Raw genomic sequence first — 14,961 nt, forward strand, 5'->3', positions numbered from 1 at the left:
CTGACGATAATTTAACCTCTCCGTCTTCTCCAGGTCACAATTCTTTGAAGAAAGTTGGTCAACCGTGCCTTGTTAGCGGCAACTAGCCGTTATATCGCAATGGACCATTCACAGACCTCTTTAACGACGGGTGACTCTATGCCGATGTCCGACATGCTCTTGACCAAACGCCACCTGCTGGGTGGCAGCGCCGTTGCTGCCCTCTCGGTGACGTTCGCTGCCTTTGCCGACACGGCATCCGCTGCCAACGCCACGACGGTCGGCGGCGCGCAGGAGACCACTGCCTCAGGTTCCTCGCCGGAGGATGAAATTCCGTCGGCAGATGGCAGCGTCGATATGAACGAAGTGCTGAAGCCCGGCTCCCTGCCGGAAATCGCGCTCGGCAAGGAAGATGCTCCGGTTAAGATCGTCGAATACATGTCGCTGACCTGCCCGCACTGCGCGCATTTCGCCGTCAATACTTTCGAGACGATCAAGCAGAAATACGTCGACACGGGCAAGGTTCGCTTCATCATCCGCGAATTCCCGTTCGATCCGCGCGCCGCCGCTGCCTTCATGCTCGCGCGTTGCGCGCCGCAGGAACAGTACATGCCAATGGTCGAAATGCTGTTCAAGCAGCAGATCGCCTGGGCGTCCCCTGACGTCGATGGCCGTGCCGCACTGCTGCAAATGTCGAAACTTGCAGGTTTTACTGAGGATAGCTTTACGAAGTGCTTGACGAACCAGAAGCTTCTGGATGATGTCAACTCAGTTAGGGAACGTGCAGCCAAGGACTTCGGCGTCAACGCGACGCCGACCTTCCTGATCAATGGCAAGCGTTACGCAGGAGACATGTCGGTTGGTGCCATGTCGAAGCTTATCGACAGCCTTCTCTGATCCGCGCATTTTGCAAATGGCGGGCGGCGGGGAAACCTGCGCGCCCGCTTTTTATTACCTCCCCCTTGAGGGGGGAGGTCGCGCGATACGCGCGGGTGGGGGGTGATTTTTGGGGTGAACAAATGATCACCCCACCCCGGACCTTTGGTCCGACCCTCCCCCCTCAAGGGGAGGGTGGAGATCAGCCCATGAAGTTCAACAGGCTTCGTGTTGTCGGCTTCAAATCCTTCGTGGAGCCGGCTGAATTCGTCATCGAGCGCGGTTTGACCGGCGTCGTCGGCCCGAACGGCTGCGGCAAGTCGAACCTTGTCGAGGCGCTGCGCTGGGTGATGGGCGAGAATTCCTACAAGAACATGCGTGCCTCCGGCATGGACGACGTCATCTTCTCCGGCTCCGGCAATCGCCCGGCGCGCAACACGGCGGAAGTTGGCCTCTATCTCGACAACAGCGACCGCACCGCCCCCGCCGCTTTCAACGACAGCGACGAAATCCAGGTCACCCGCCGCATCGAGCGCGAGCAGGGCTCGCTCTACCGCATTAATGGCAAGGAAGCCCGCGCCAAGGATGTGCAGCTGCTGTTTGCCGATGCCTCCACCGGCGCACGCTCGCCGTCCATGGTCGGTCAGGGGCGTATCGGTGAGCTAATCCAGGCAAAGCCCCAGGCCCGCCGCCAGCTTCTCGAAGAAGCGGCCGGCATTTCCGGCCTGCATTCGCGCCGCCATGAGGCGGAACTGCGCCTGCGCGCAGCCGAAGGTAATCTTGAGCGTCTTGATGACGTGACGTCGCAGCTCGAAAGCCAGATCGAGAGCCTGAAGCGTCAGGCCCGTCAGGCCAACCGTTTCAAGACGCTCTCCGCCGATATTCGCGCCCGCGAGGCGATGCTGCTGCATATCCACTGGGTGCAGGCCAAGGAGGCGGAAGCGGAGGCTGATAGCGGCCTCAACCGGGCAACCGTCCTGGTCGCCGAAAAGGCGCAGCTGCAGATGGAGGCGGCAAAGGCGCAAGGCATTGCCAGCTTCAAGCTGCCGGAACTGCGTGAAGACGAGGCGAAGGCCGCAGCCGCGCTGCAACGACTGCAGTTTGCCCGTGCCCAGCTGGAAGAGGATGCCAACCGTATCCTGCGCCGTCGCGATGAGCTGACCCGTCGGTTGGCGCAACTGGGCGAGGATATCCGTCGTGAAGAGCGTCTTGTCGCCGACAACGCCGCGATTCTCGCCAAGCTCGACGGGGAGGAGGCCGATATTGCCGATATCCTCGCCGATTCCGGCCGGCTCGCCGAGGAGACGCGCGAGGCTTTCGAGGAAGCAGCTTCCAAGCTCGCCGATAGCGAACGTATTTTTACCGCGCTGACGGCGGAGCGTGCCGAGGCCGCAGCCGTACGCAACCAGCTGGAGCGCGCCATTCGCGATCTTGCCGATCGCAAGATGCGCCTGGAACGTCAGATGGACGAGGCGAACCGTGAGCTTTCCGCTATCGATGAGAAGATGGCGGTTCTGCCGGACCCCGGCGAAAAGCGCGATATGGTCGAAACGGCCGAAGGCGTCGTTGCCGATGCCGAGGCGGCAATCCAGCTTGTCGAGACGGCTCTTGCCAAGGCCCGCGAGACCGAAGCTCTATCGCGCGCACCGGCCGATCAGGCCCGCTCGCGGCTGAATGCCTTGGAAACGGAAGCGCGCACGATCTCCAAAATGCTGGCAGCGGGCGCCGCCTCCGGCACCTTCGCGCCGGTTGCCGAAGAGCTGCGTGTCGATCGCGGCTTCGAGACCGCGATTGGCGCAGCGCTCGGTGATGATCTGGAATCACCACTGGATCCGCAGGCACCCGCGTACTGGTCGGACAATGGCAGCGGCACTGCCGATCCCGCCTTGCCGGAAGGCGTGAAGCCGCTGATTTCCCATGTCGGCGCGCCGGCTGCCTTGACGCGGCGTTTGCGCCAGATCGGGCTTGTCGCTGCCGGGGATGCCCTGCGCCTCATGCCGACATTGAAGCCGGGACAGCGGCTTGTGACCAAGGAAGGCGCCGTCTATCGCTGGGACGGCCATGTGACCGGCGCGGATGCGCCAAGTGCTGCCGCCTTACGGCTGGCGCAGAAAAACCGTCTTGCCGAGCTTGAGGCCGAAGCTGAACTCGCGCGCGATGTCCTGCTCGAAGCGGAAGAACGTCTGGCAGCGGCCGGCGAAACGATCCGGTCAGAAGAAGGCCGCCTTGCCGTCGCCCGCGATGCCAGCCGGCTTGCCGCCCGCCATCTCGCGGAGGCCCGCGAGACCCTGGTTGCGGCCGAACGTGCCTCCGGCGATCTGATCCGCCGCCGGGATGTTGTCACGGAGGCCGCCAGCCAGCTGCAGGCGCAGATGGAAGAGTTGACGGTGCAGGATGAAAATGCCCGCATCGAGCTGGAAGACGCGCCCGATCTGACGGCCATCGACCTCAAGCTGCGCGATCAGCAGGTAGAGGTTGCGACCGATCGCGGTGTACTGGCCGAGGCCCGCGCCCGTCATGAGGGATTGAACCGGGAAAACGAAGCCCGACAGCGCCGCATCCTGGCGATCCAGCAGGAGCGTGACGGTTGGCACCAGCGCGCCGCCAGCGCCGAGGAACATATCCAGACGCTGCGCGACCGCGAGGAAGAGGCGCGCGATGAAGCCGCCGAGCTTGACCTCGCCCCGGATGAATTTGACGACAAGCGCCGCGCGCTGATGAATGAGTTGCAAAAGGCCGAGGAAGCCCGTCGCGTCGCGGCCGACCGTTTGGCTGAGGCGGAAATCGTACAGCGCGACGCCGACCGGCAAGCCACGACGGCCCTGTCCGAACTGGCGGAAAGCCGCGAAAAGCGCGGGCGCGTCGAGGAACGACTGGTGTCGGCCCGCGAGCGCCGGCAGGAGAGCGAATTGCGTATCCGCCAGGCGCTCAATATCGAGCCGCACGAGGCGCTGCGGCTCAGCGGACTTGCCGTGATGCAGGATATTCCCGATCTGCGCGAAGTCGAGCGCGAGCTGGAGCGGCTGAAGATTGAGCGCGAGCGCCTGGGTGCCGTCAACCTGCGAGCCGAGGAAGAAAGCAAGGAGCTGACCGAACGGTTGCAGGCCTTGATCAAGGAGCGCGACGATGTCATCGACGCCATCCGTAAGCTGCGCGGCGCGATCCAGAGCCTCAACCGCGAGGGCCGGGAACGGCTGATCGCCGCTTTCGATATCGTCAATGTGCAATTTCAGCGGTTGTTCACCCACCTCTTCGGCGGTGGCACGGCCGAGCTGCAGCTGATTGAATCCGACGATCCGCTGGAAGCGGGCCTCGAAATCCTTGCCCGCCCGCCGGGCAAGAAGCCGCAGACCATGACGCTGCTTTCCGGCGGCGAGCAGGCGCTGACGGCAATGGCGCTGATCTTTGCCGTCTTCCTCACCAATCCGGCGCCGATCTGCGTGTTGGACGAAGTGGACGCACCGCTCGACGACCACAATGTCGAGCGCTACTGCAATCTGATGGATGAGATGTCCGCCTCGACCGAGACACGCTTCGTGGTCATCACCCACAATCCCATCACCATGGCGCGCATGGACCGTCTCTTCGGCGTCACCATGGCTGAACAGGGCGTTTCCCAGCTGGTCTCCGTCGATCTGCAGACCGCCGAGCGGTTGCGGGAAATAGCTTGAGCGCTGCCCCTGACTGGAAAGCGGGAAAACTGTTTCCATATCGACAAGAAATTGCCGCTTCGGCTGCCGTACAGCCACAAAGCGTGCTAGATTTATTTTCTATCAATAATACGTGGCGCTGAACCGCCCGGAAGGGAAGCATGTCTGGGTCTGATGGCAGTATTTTCGATATTCTCGGAATACTCGCTGTATTGTTTCTCGTGGCAGCCAATGGATTCTTTGTCGCCGCCGAGTTTTCTCTGGTCTCCGTACGACGCAATCGCGTGACTGAGCTTGTCGCCGAAGGGCGGACGAACTCCAAGGCGCTGCAAAAGGCGGTCGACAATCTCGACGCCAATCTCGCCGCCACTCAGCTCGGCATCACGATTTCCTCGCTTGCGCTTGGCTGGGTCGGTGAGCCGGCACTCGCCCATCTCCTCGAGCCGCTTCTGGCTTTTCTGCCCGGCTCCTGGGCTGCCGCCGGATCGCACGCCGTCGCGGTTGCAATTTCCTTCATCATCATCACCGCCCTGCATATCGTGCTGGGCGAACTCGCGCCAAAAAGCCTGGCATTGCAGCGCAGCGAAGGCACGGCCTTGAGCGTCGTACGGCCGCTCGGCCTCTTCCTCTTCCTGCTTCGCCCGGCAATCATGATGCTGAACGGTCTCGGCAATCTGGTCCTGCGCCTTTTCGGCCTGCGGCCGGGCACTGGCGAAGGCTCGCTGCATTCGCCGGCGGAGATCAAGCTTCTGGTCGCCCAAAGCCAGGAGGCTGGCCTCCTCGAGCAGGCGCAGCAGGATCTGGTCGAACGTGTCTTCAACATCGGCGATCGGGATGTTTCAGACATCATGACGCCACGGCTGGAGGTCGATTGGATCGATGCCGACGACACGCCCGAGGAAATACAGAAAACCATCCGGGAAAGCCGTTTCGAACAGCTTCTCGTCAGTCGCGGATCGATCGACGAGCCGATCGGCATGGTGTTGAAGAAGGATCTCCTCGATCAGCTTCTGAACGGCAAGCCGCTCGATCCGATGGCGGTCATTCGCCAGCCGCTGATCGTCCACGAAGCGACCGCCGTCTTCAAGGTGCTGGAAAGCTTCAAGCGCGCACCCGTGCGCCTCGCCATGGTCATCGATGAATATGGCAGCCTGGAGGGGATCGTCACCCAGACAGACCTCTTGGAAGCCATTGCTGGCGACCTGCCCGACATGGAAAACGAGAGCCCGGATGTCGTCGAGCGCGCCGATGGTTCGCTCTTGATGGAAGGCATGATGCCGGCCTACGACGCTTTCGAACGGCTTGGCCTGCGCGATCGCTCGGAAGACAGCAACTTCCACACGCTCGCCGGCTTCGCGCTCTATCATCTGGGCCATCTGCCGGACGTGGGCGAAAGCTTCACGTTCGACGGCTGGCACTTCGAGATCATCGACCTGGACGGCATGCGGATCGATAAGATATTGGCGCGGCGGGAGCTGGGGGCTTAATTACCCATTTGGGGTCATTTTGGTTGCGTTGACGCCGGATCGCTGGGCTTAGCCTTGAATGGCGCGACCTCGATCTCTCCTTCTCGCTTTCGAGTTTGAGCAATGTCGTAGCTATTCTGCATTCGCATCAGCGTATCCATGGATACGCCGAACGCCTTTTCGATCCTGAGAGCCATCTCCGGCGAAAGATGCGCTCGTTCGTTGAGAAGCGTGGAGAGGGCCGGGCGCGTGACGCCGAGCGCCTTGGCGGCGTCGGTGACGGAAAGCCCAAGAGCCTCGATGATCTCGCTTTTGACAAAGCCGCCGGGATGGGCGGGGTTTTTCATGCGGATGCCCTGTATAGCGTTCATGACCACCTCCTAGTGATAGTCTTCATAATCGAGGTCGATGATCTCAATTTCCGTCCGTTCTATTCGAAACGTCAATCGCCAGTTTTTCGTGACAAACAGGCTCCATGTGCCCTTGCGGTCGCCAGTCAATTGATGAGCTTTCCAACTCGGAACCGTCCGTAACTCCTCTTCCTGCTCCATGTCCTGAAGGAAAGAGATAATTCGCCGCAGCTTCGGTACGAAGGCGGATTGCAGGCCTGACGCATCATCTTCCTCGATGAAGCGGCGTAGCCCTTTATGGATCACGTTTCTGATCTTCATGGTTTTAGATAGTAAATGCTTCGTATTGCGTCAAGTTACGCTTTACGAAATTTCTGCGGCAGGCACGGTTTTAAGGATCATGATCCCATATTTATGGTGCAGCGCAACAATTTGCCGCATTTGTCGATTTTCTTTTCCGTCTCAATGAATTAAGTTCAACTTTAGGAGTTGGGCGGGGGAAAATGACCAAGTGGGTTTATACATTCGGCGATGGGAAGGCCGAGGGTCGCGCTAAGGATTATGAGCGGCTCGGGGGAAGGGTGCCAATCTTGCTGAAATGTGCAGCCTTGGCTTGCCGGTTCCGCCTGGCCTGACGATCATCAGCGAGGCCTGCGCTTTCTATTACAAGAACGGCCGCAGCGTTTCGGATGAGCTGAAACCGCAGGTTATGCAGGGTCTGAAGCAGATGGAAGCGATCACCGGGCGAAAGTTCGGCGATGTCGAGCGGCCGTTGCTCGTCTCCGTACGCTCCGGCGGCCGTGCCTCCATGCCCGGCATGATGGACACCGTCCTCAATCTCGGCCTCAACGATGCCACGGTGCAGGCCCTCGGCCACGATGCCGGTGATGCCCGCTTTGCCTGGGACAGCTACCGCCGCTTCATCCAGATGTATGCCGATGTCGTCATGGGTCTCGACAACGAGGTTTTTGAGGAGATCCTGGAGGACGAGAAGGCTCGCCTCGGGCATGAATTCGACACTGATCTTTCCGCCGTCGAATGGCAGCATGTGGTCTCGCTCTACAAGACCGTCATCGAAGAGGAACTCGGCGAGGCCTTCCCGCAGGAGCCGGAAGTGCAGCTGTGGGGCGCGGTTGGCGCCGTCTTTTCCAGCTGGATGAACCCGCGCGCCGTCACCTATCGCCATCTGCACAATATTCCCGAAGCCTGGGGCACCGCGGTCAATATCCAGGCCATGGTCTTCGGCAATCTCGGCAATTCATCGGCCACCGGCGTCGCCTTCACCCGCAATCCCTCGACCGGCGAGAAGGAGCTTTACGGCGAATTCCTCGTCAACGCGCAAGGCGAAGATGTCGTTGCCGGCATTCGCACGCCGCAGAGCATCACCGAGGCTGCCCGCATCGCCTCCGGCTATGAGCGGCCGTCGATGGAAAAGCTGATGCCGGAAGCCTTTGCCGAATTCCGCCGCATCTGCACCGAGCTTGAAAACCACTATCGCGACATGCAGGATCTGGAATTCACCATCGAGCGCGGCAAGCTCTGGATGCTGCAGACCCGCGCCGGCAAGCGCACCACCAAGGCGGCGATGAAGATCGCGGTCGACATGGTCGACGAAGGCGTGATCACTGAGGACGAGGCCGTCGCGCGCATCGAGCCATCGACCCTCGACCAGCTTCTGCATCCGACCATCGACCCGCGCGTTCATCGCGAGGTCATTGGCTCCGGCCTGCCGGCCTCTCCCGGGGCTGCCACCGGCGAGATTGTCTTTACCGCCGAAGAGGCGATCGCTGCCGAGGAAGAGGGCCGCAAGGTCATCCTCGTGCGGATCGAGACCAGCCCGGAAGATATTCACGGCATGCATGCCGCCGAGGGGATCCTCACCACGCGCGGCGGCATGACCAGCCACGCGGCGGTCGTCGCGCGCGGCATGGGCCTTCCCTGCGTCGTCGGCGCCGGCACCATGCGCCTCGACCTGCGCAACGAAAAGCTGATCGGCATCGGCATTACCCTGAAGAAGGGCGACGTCATCACTATAGACGGTTCCGCCGGTCAGGTGCTGAAGGGTGAGGTGCAGATGATCCAGCCGGAACTCTCCGGCGATTTCGGCCGCATCATGGCCTGGGCTGACCGTTCGCGGCGCATGACGGTGCGCACCAATGCGGATACGCCCGCTGATGCGCGCGCCGCCCGTGCTTTCGGCGCCGAAGGCATCGGCCTTTGCCGCACGGAGCATATGTTCTTCGAGGGCGATCGCATCCATGTGATGCGCGAGATGATTCTCGCGGAGGGCGAGGAGGGTCGCCGCGCCGCGCTCGCCAAGCTTTTGCCGATGCAGCGTCTCGATTTCACCGCCCTGTTCACCATCATGCACGGCTTGCCGGTGACCATCCGCTTGCTCGATCCGCCCTTGCACGAGTTCTTGCCGAAGACGGACGAGGAGATCGCCGAGGTCGCCGGTATCATGGGTATGGAGCCGGCCATCTTGCGCCAGCGCGTCGATGCGCTGCACGAGTTCAATCCCATGCTCGGCCATCGCGGTTGCCGGCTGGCGATTTCCTATCCCGAAATTGTTGAGATGCAGGCTCGCGCCATTTTCGAGGCGGCGGTTGCCGCCGCAAAGGAGACGGGTGCGGCGGTGGTTCCGGAAATTATGGTGCCGCTGGTCGGCCTGCGCTCGGAACTCGACTACGTCAAGGCGCGCATCGACGAGGTGGCCGGCGCCGTCATGACCGAAGCCGGGATGAAGATCGATTATCTCGTCGGCACGATGATCGAGCTGCCGCGCGCCGCCCTTCGTGCCCATATCATCGCCGAGGCCGCCGAATTCTTCTCCTTCGGCACCAACGATCTGACGCAAACCACCTTCGGCATGTCGCGCGACGATGCCGCCGCCTTCATTCCGACCTACCAGCGCAAAGGCATCATCGAGCACGATCCCTTCATCTCGCTGGATTTCGATGGTGTGGGGGAGTTGATCCGCATCGCCACCGAGCGCGGCCGCCGCACCCGCAACGACATGAAGCTCGGCATTTGTGGCGAGCATGGTGGCGACCCGGCCTCGATCCATTTCTGCGAGGAGATCGGGCTGGACTACGTGTCCTGCTCGCCCTTCCGCGTGCCGATCGCGAGACTCGCGGCGGCGCAGGCGGCTATCAAGGCCAGGATCTGACGTTCAAGCGACAGGCGGCGCGACGATCAGCGCCGCCAGTAGCCGCGATGGCGATAGTAACCCGGGCCGATGACATAGGGCGGTCCCCAGAAGAAGTCATCATTGCTTTCCATGAAGGCGCGCTGGTCCGCGCGGCGGCTCAGATCCTGGTTCATCATGCAGTTCGCGTAGTTCTGCGTGCCGGGCCGAAAGCCGTAGCCGCTGCATTTCGACTGGTCCCCCGCTCTGATCTCTTCCGCAGTCTGGCAACCGGATAGGAGCAAACCTGTGACGACGAGGAGGAGTGCGGGAGAAATACGCATGGCCTGATGTCCTGAATAGAGAGATATGCCAGCGGAAATTATAGCGCCGCTCGGCAAGGCGCGAAAGACATATCGCACTGTTGAAGCCGTTCAGGCGGCGTCATCCAGTCTTTCTGGCAGGCGTTGCAGCAGATCGACGAAGGCGTCGGTGAAGCTCAGCAGGTGCTCGGTTTCTTCACTCGGCTCCAGCACGCGAATTTCCGCGCCGTCCAGGTCGAGCGCCGCGAAGATGATACGCATGTTCTCTCCGCCCTCCGGGATCCACAGAACGGCCAGCCGACGGTACTCCGATATCAGTCCGGTGGCCGGAAGATCGAACAGGAGCTCGCCGCCGACAGCTTTGGCGGCTGTTCGCACCGCTTCGCAAAATCCTGCTTCCCCACCGGAGAAACCGTCGAGCGAAAGCTCCAGTTCCAGCAGTTCGAGCGGCAGGGCAGGCTCGGCGGCAATGTCGGCCATGTTGGCTGCTGCAGGCGACGGCTTGGCGGCGATGTCTGGCGATTGCGTCGTTCCCATCTCCTCAAGTCCTTTCATAGCCACGGTAAAACACGAAAATCATCGCCTTTTTCGGAATTTAAGCAAGTACTCACGTTTTTGTGCTAGGCGACATCAAATCGGCTTGCAGTCGAAGCTTGTTTATCAGCGCTGCGACATCCGATTTATTTTCGCCGTTTCTTGCTCTAAACATGGGATCAGCCCTAGGGATTCGGTTCATCCGCTTTCCGATCCGACGCGCCGACGAGCCCTTGATGACCATTCGCTTCGACCGTCCCGTTTCGCATGCCGCCCGCGCCGCGCGCCTGATTGCTTCCTTTGCGCTGGTGCTGTGCGGGGTAATCCTGATCGGCCATCGATTCGGGCCGCTGGAAACACCTTATTTCGTTCTGCTGCTGCTGGTTTCGGCCGGATTCGCCGCGTTTGCGGTACTGCTCGCGGTCATCGGCCTCACGCAGCTCTGGCGGATTGCCGCCCTCGGTGGCGTTTCGGCCGTCAAGGCGCTGATCTATGCCGCGCTGCCGCTGGCGATCGTCGGCATCGGCGCGGAGCGCTACTGGACGCGACCGGCGATCTACGATGTGTCCACCGATCTCGTCGATGCTCCGGAATGGCTGGCGACGCCGGAGGCGAAGCAACTCTGGCTGCCGGCCAGGCACCTTGTAACATCAGGGGATCGCGAGGCACAAAATGTCGCCTATCCCGCGCTCACCAGCCGCCGCTACGAGGGAGCCTCCGACCGCGTGCTGGAAGCCGTGCGCAAGGTCGCCGGTGACAATCACATCACCATCGTCAAGGTTGAAGGCACTGATTTGGTCGATCCGAACGGCGATCAAAGACCGCGCCGCCGTACGCCCCGGCAACGCCCGAGCCCAACGGCGGATGACAGCGCCGTCACGGATATGCCCGATGTCATCCCGGTGCCGACGCCGCGCCCCTATCGCGACGGCGTGGCGGATCTCATCCGCCAGAGCACCGATGTTGTGTTGCAGGGGCAGACTCGCACCCGCATTTTCGGCTTGCCTTTCGACGTACTGATCCGCCTGCGCGAAGAGGCGGAGACGACACTGGTCGATGTCCGCGTCGCCTCGCGCTACGGACAGGACGACCTCGGCGTCAGCGCTGACATAGCCGAGAGCTATCTGAAGGCGTTGGACGCCGAACTTTTAGGGATTGCCGGAGGCTGAGCTGGTTCAGGCAGGGCGGTAGGCCCCGAGCAGGGCCGGCGGCCCGTCCGTCTGTACCAGGCCCTTTTCCACCAGATCCTCCAGATGCGCCAGCACCGACAGCGCCGCCGCGCCATGAAGGCGCGGGTCCGTGTCGCGGTAGATGGCCTTCACCATCTCGGGGATTAGCCGGTCGCCGGCCTTGATGCGCTCCAGCACGGCACGCTCGCGCATGCGCCTGTGGGTCCTGAGCCCACGCATGAAGGAGGCGGGCTCTTTTACCGGTCCGCCATGGCCGGGCAGGAACAGGCGGTCGTCGCGGGCAAGCAGCCGCTCGAGCGAGGCCATGTAGTCGGCCATGGAGCCATCGGGTGGTGCTACGATCGTGGTTGCCCAGGCCATGACATGGTCGGCGGAAAAGACGATGCCGATGCCCTCCAGCGCGAAACAGGCGTGATTGGCCGTGTGGCCGGGCGTCAGAAGCGCGGTCAGCTGCCAACCATCCCCCGAGACGCTTTCGCCATCGCCAAGTGTGATATCCGGCCGGAAATCCATGTCCGAGCTCTCGGCGAAAGGATTGACCTCGCCCTCGTGCAGCGGCCGCGCGGCCCGATGCGGCCCCTGGCCGACCGTGAGAGCGCCCGTTGCCTCCTTCAGCCGCTTGGCGAGCGGCGAGTGGTCGCGATGGGTGTGGCTGACGAAGATATGCGTGACCTCGCGCCCCTTCAGCGCCGTTAACAGGGCGGCAAAATGCTCCTCATTCTCCGGACCGGGATCGATGACCGCCACGGACGAGCCGCCGACGATATAGCTGTTGGTGCCATGGAAGGTGAAGGCGCTGGGATTGTTGACCGTCATCCGCTCGATGCCGGGCGCAACCGGCACGGCGCGGCCATAGGCGGCCTCGAACGCAAGCTCGAATTCGGGTGTGCTCATGATTGCTTGTATTCGACCTCTATGAAGGACATCGGCTCGGAGCCGGCATTGACCACATTATGCTCGACCCCGGCTTCCCGCCGGTAGGCCGCACCCTTGGCAATGTCGACGCGCCTCTCTCCATTCGGCTCCTCGAGCAGAAACTGGCAGTCGGTCATCGGCACCACGACATAGCCGAGGCCATGGACATGGTGGCCGGTATCGGCGCCCGGCTCGAAATCCCAGCGGGTAATCCGCACGACATCATCGTCGACAAGCACGGTGGGAACAGCGGGCGGGCGGGCACGATACTGGCTCATCGGATCTCCTGATCGGGATTTGGGGATGACAAGACCTAGCATAGCCACTTGGGAAGCGTATAAAAATATGCGCTCACCTATAACTTAATGATTGTGAGCGGATGCGACCTTTGCTAATCAGGCGGTGATTTGGCGCGAATAGTCGCCATCTCACTCTGGTGGGGCGTAGCCAAGCGGTAAGGCAGTGGTTTTTGGTACCGCCATCCCTGGTTCGAATCCAGGCGCCCCAGCCATTGTTTTGTTTTATTAATATAATCAACAGACTAGAGATATTGGCTTCCGTTGAGCATTGCGGCTTTGAGGATGCTCAAGTGACTTCCCATGTCCGCCCTTTCTGGAACAGATTAGTATCTGTTCGATTGCCGCAACAAAAATTCTGTTAATCTAAGTAGAAATCCGTGCGACAGTAACGGTGAATTGTGCCAGTATTTCAAAATTGGGTAATGGTTCTCGTGGAGTGCTTTGATGTGGGCAGAGATATCAAGACTAATCCGGTGATTATACGACCAGATACGAGTATCGGAAACAATTCTGCGGAGGCAGACGACGAGTTTTTATTTGAATGTTTTGTTGACCACCCCGCTCTAGAGGCAACTCGGGATGTAGCAAATTCAAAGATGTTCGTTTTGGCAAGAACCGGAGGCGGAAAGACCGCAATTTTAAGAAAAATAAAACAACAATACCCCGATACAGCATCGGTTATCGACCTATCTGGCTTGTCAATGGACTACGTTGCAAATTCAACTATTGTAAGGTTTCTTAAGTCAATTGATGTTGATCTTGATTTATTCTTTCAGGCGCTCTGGAAGCATGTTCTCTGTTTAGAGTACATCCGTCTCCGCTATAATGTTAGCAACGGTGAAAGTTCCCGTCAGGTTTTTAGCTGGTTTAAGGACTTTTTCAAATCGGACGGTCGTCGACAATCCGCGCTGAAATACCTTTCGGAATGGGAAGGAAAATTTTTCATCACCATGGATGAAAATATCAAGGAGATCACATCTCGGCTTGAGTCGAAGGTCAATGGTGAGTTCGGTGCGGAGGTCGAAAAATTCAGCGTGCGAGCTGGCTATAGCCGAACTCTCAGCAATGAAAAAAATCCGAACTTGTCGCCCGTGCAAAACGAATTGTGAACGCTGAGCAGCTTGCGGAGTTAAATAAGGTTCTCGACCTTCTGTCATCGTATGATGCCGAGGACGGGAAATATAAAAAAAGCTTTTATATTCTTATTGATAAGCTTGATGAAAAATGGGTGGATGAGACAGTCAGGTTTGATCTTATTAGAGCGCTAATAGAGTGCCTTCGGTCGTTTAACAAGATAGAGATGCTGAAAATAGTAGTGTCTATTAGGGAGGATGTGCTTGAACGTGTTGTTCAAGATAATAAAGATGTAGGTTTTCAGAGAGAAAAATACGATGATTATTTTCTAAGAGTAGTTTGGGATAACGCGCAGCTGAAGGAGCTCGTTCAAAAAAGAATAAATAAGCTATACAAGAAAAAATATACATCTGAGAACGTCACATTCGATGATATATTTAGAAATAAAATTGGAAATAAAGAGCCTATCGATTATATTATTGAGAGAACTCTAAAGAGGCCGCGCGATGTTATATCATTCGTCAATGAGTGCTTTCAAAAGGCCCAGGGGAAGACTGAAGTTACGCCGAAAGTGATTAAAGAGGCAGAATCTGAATATTCTCGCATCAGAATGCAGGCATTAATTTATGAGTGGCAAAGCGCGTCTCCTTCGCTTTCAGCGGTATTCAAATTACTAGCGAACCGTCGTGGCCGATTTAGCTCCCGCGATATCTCGAACAGGACGTTTTTGGATGATTTTGTTTTGACCGTCGATCAAACGGCTGCAAGCGAGAGCGACCCGATCAGAGCAGGAGTTGAACACTACATTCGGGAAGGCTCTGATGCTGCGAGTCTTGCCCTTGTTAGAACGCTGGTGAGCGAACTCTATCGGATCGGAGCAATAGGTATTAAGACATCTGCAGGGGAGCGCTATATATACTCGTTTCAGGATGTGCCCGTTATTAATTCCGATTCTATTGATTTGGAAACCAAGATCCATATCCATCCGATGCTACATCGTGCCCTTAATGTTCAGGACGAGCATCAGAGATAGCGTGCCGATGCCTGCTTTTGTTTTCTATTTGCGATAGAAGGCCACCGATCTTCATCGGCAGATTTTCTATTATAAGTCACTGTGGTTTTCCGAATTATTTTTAATATAAATATGTATATGAGATGCTTTGTTGTGCTTGTAAAAT

At 59.1% G+C, this 14,961-nt stretch carries 12 protein-coding genes, 1 tRNA gene and 1 pseudogene; 8 read left to right on the plus strand and 6 right to left on the minus strand.

The window, feature by feature from the left end:
* Positions 1-138 precede the first annotated feature (138 nt).
* The 3 genes from HB780_RS30390 to HB780_RS30400 all read left to right on the plus strand — a co-directional run bounded on the left by HB780_RS30390 (position 139) and on the right by HB780_RS30400 (position 5,992).
* Entirely contained in the window at positions 139-876 is a 738-nt protein-coding gene (locus HB780_RS30390; RefSeq protein WP_183691858.1) for a DsbA family protein, read from the plus strand.
* Positions 877-1,064: 188 nt separating this feature from the next.
* Positions 1,065-4,526: a chromosome segregation SMC family protein gene (locus HB780_RS30395; RefSeq protein ID WP_183691860.1), complete on the plus strand. Its 3,462-nt coding sequence runs from the start codon at positions 1,065-1,067 to the stop codon at positions 4,524-4,526.
* A gap of 140 nt (positions 4,527-4,666) precedes the next feature.
* The gene (locus HB780_RS30400; RefSeq protein WP_183691862.1) at positions 4,667-5,992 is read left to right on the plus strand and encodes a hemolysin family protein; all 1,326 of its coding nucleotides are present in this window, start codon (positions 4,667-4,669) and stop codon (positions 5,990-5,992) included.
* Positions 5,993-6,006: 14 nt separating this feature from the next.
* On the opposite strand, the gene HB780_RS30405 is transcribed toward HB780_RS30400, so the two are convergent.
* Both HB780_RS30405 and HB780_RS30410 read right to left on the minus strand, forming a co-directional pair.
* Positions 6,007-6,342 (minus strand): HigA family addiction module antitoxin, encoded by a 336-nt coding sequence (locus tag HB780_RS30405; protein WP_183691864.1) that lies wholly within the window; start codon positions 6,340-6,342, stop codon positions 6,007-6,009.
* Between the two features lie 9 nt (positions 6,343-6,351).
* Complete coding sequence (locus HB780_RS30410; RefSeq protein ID WP_183691866.1) at positions 6,352-6,642, minus strand: type II toxin-antitoxin system RelE/ParE family toxin; 291 nt, start codon at positions 6,640-6,642, stop codon at positions 6,352-6,354.
* A 182-nt stretch (positions 6,643-6,824) separates the two neighbouring features.
* On the opposite strand from HB780_RS30410, the pseudogene ppdK reads away from it, so the two are divergent.
* Positions 6,825-9,490 (plus strand): annotated as a pseudogene (ppdK, locus tag HB780_RS30415) (pyruvate, phosphate dikinase).
* A 26-nt stretch (positions 9,491-9,516) separates the two neighbouring features.
* On the opposite strand, the gene HB780_RS30420 reads toward ppdK, so the two are convergent.
* Both HB780_RS30420 and HB780_RS30425 read right to left on the minus strand, forming a co-directional pair.
* A complete protein-coding gene (locus tag HB780_RS30420) occupies positions 9,517-9,792 on the minus strand; it encodes a hypothetical protein (protein WP_183691868.1) in 276 nt (91 codons plus the stop codon).
* Positions 9,793-9,882: 90 nt separating this feature from the next.
* Positions 9,883-10,308, minus strand: a complete 426-nt coding sequence (locus HB780_RS30425) for a hypothetical protein (RefSeq protein WP_183691869.1) — start codon at positions 10,306-10,308, stop codon at positions 9,883-9,885.
* Positions 10,309-10,541: 233 nt separating this feature from the next.
* Here HB780_RS30425 and HB780_RS30430 point away from each other — a divergent pair, with 233 nt between their 5' ends.
* Complete coding sequence (locus tag HB780_RS30430; RefSeq protein ID WP_183691871.1) at positions 10,542-11,474, plus strand: DUF1499 domain-containing protein; 933 nt, start codon at positions 10,542-10,544, stop codon at positions 11,472-11,474.
* A 6-nt stretch (positions 11,475-11,480) separates the two neighbouring features.
* Here the strand turns inward: HB780_RS30430 and HB780_RS30435 are convergent, their stop codons facing one another.
* Together HB780_RS30435 and HB780_RS30440 are read right to left on the minus strand one after the other, a co-directional pair.
* A complete protein-coding gene (locus HB780_RS30435) occupies positions 11,481-12,389 on the minus strand; it encodes an MBL fold metallo-hydrolase (protein WP_183691873.1) in 909 nt (302 codons plus the stop codon).
* Positions 12,386-12,688, minus strand: a complete 303-nt coding sequence (locus tag HB780_RS30440) for a cupin domain-containing protein (protein ID WP_183691875.1) — start codon at positions 12,686-12,688, stop codon at positions 12,386-12,388. Before HB780_RS30440 ends, HB780_RS30435 begins: the two co-directional genes overlap by 4 nt.
* Before the next feature lie 159 nt (positions 12,689-12,847).
* Between HB780_RS30440 and HB780_RS30445 the strand changes: the two genes are divergently transcribed.
* The 3 genes from HB780_RS30445 (at position 12,848) to HB780_RS30455 (ending at position 14,816) form a co-directional block, all read left to right on the plus strand.
* Positions 12,848-12,921: transfer RNA gene (locus HB780_RS30445), tRNA-Gln, on the plus strand.
* Positions 12,922-13,155: 234 nt separating this feature from the next.
* On the plus strand, positions 13,156-13,818 hold the full coding sequence (locus HB780_RS30450) for a hypothetical protein (RefSeq protein WP_183691877.1): 663 nt from the start codon (positions 13,156-13,158) through the stop codon (positions 13,816-13,818).
* Entirely contained in the window at positions 13,815-14,816 is a 1,002-nt protein-coding gene (locus HB780_RS30455; protein WP_183691879.1) for a P-loop ATPase, Sll1717 family, read from the plus strand. Before HB780_RS30450 ends, HB780_RS30455 begins: the two co-directional genes overlap by 4 nt.
* Positions 14,817-14,961 lie beyond the last annotated feature (145 nt).

The sequence above is a fragment of the Rhizobium lusitanum genome (assembly GCF_014189535.1).
GTDB lineage: Bacteria > Pseudomonadota > Alphaproteobacteria > Rhizobiales > Rhizobiaceae > Rhizobium > Rhizobium lusitanum_C.

What these genes read in the sequence shown, in the direction of transcription:
- HB780_RS30420 (WP_183691868.1), bottom strand. Translation starts at nt 9,792, where the DNA reads ATGCGTATTTCTCCCGCACTCCTCCTCGTCGTCACAGGTTTGCTCCTA.
- HB780_RS30395 (WP_183691860.1), top strand. Translation starts at nt 1,065, where the DNA reads ATGAAGTTCAACAGGCTTCGTGTTGTCGGCTTCAAATCCTTCGTGGAG.
- HB780_RS30410 (WP_183691866.1), bottom strand. Translation starts at nt 6,642, where the DNA reads ATGAAGATCAGAAACGTGATCCATAAAGGGCTACGCCGCTTCATCGAG.
- HB780_RS30440 (WP_183691875.1), bottom strand. Translation starts at nt 12,688, where the DNA reads ATGAGCCAGTATCGTGCCCGCCCGCCCGCTGTTCCCACCGTGCTTGTC.
- HB780_RS30430 (WP_183691871.1), top strand. Translation starts at nt 10,542, where the DNA reads ATGACCATTCGCTTCGACCGTCCCGTTTCGCATGCCGCCCGCGCCGCG.
- HB780_RS30405 (WP_183691864.1), bottom strand. Translation starts at nt 6,342, where the DNA reads ATGAACGCTATACAGGGCATCCGCATGAAAAACCCCGCCCATCCCGGC.
- HB780_RS30390 (WP_183691858.1), top strand. Translation starts at nt 139, where the DNA reads ATGCCGATGTCCGACATGCTCTTGACCAAACGCCACCTGCTGGGTGGC.
- HB780_RS30435 (WP_183691873.1), bottom strand. Translation starts at nt 12,389, where the DNA reads ATGAGCACACCCGAATTCGAGCTTGCGTTCGAGGCCGCCTATGGCCGC.
- HB780_RS30400 (WP_183691862.1), top strand. Translation starts at nt 4,667, where the DNA reads ATGTCTGGGTCTGATGGCAGTATTTTCGATATTCTCGGAATACTCGCT.
- HB780_RS30425 (WP_183691869.1), bottom strand. Translation starts at nt 10,308, where the DNA reads ATGGGAACGACGCAATCGCCAGACATCGCCGCCAAGCCGTCGCCTGCA.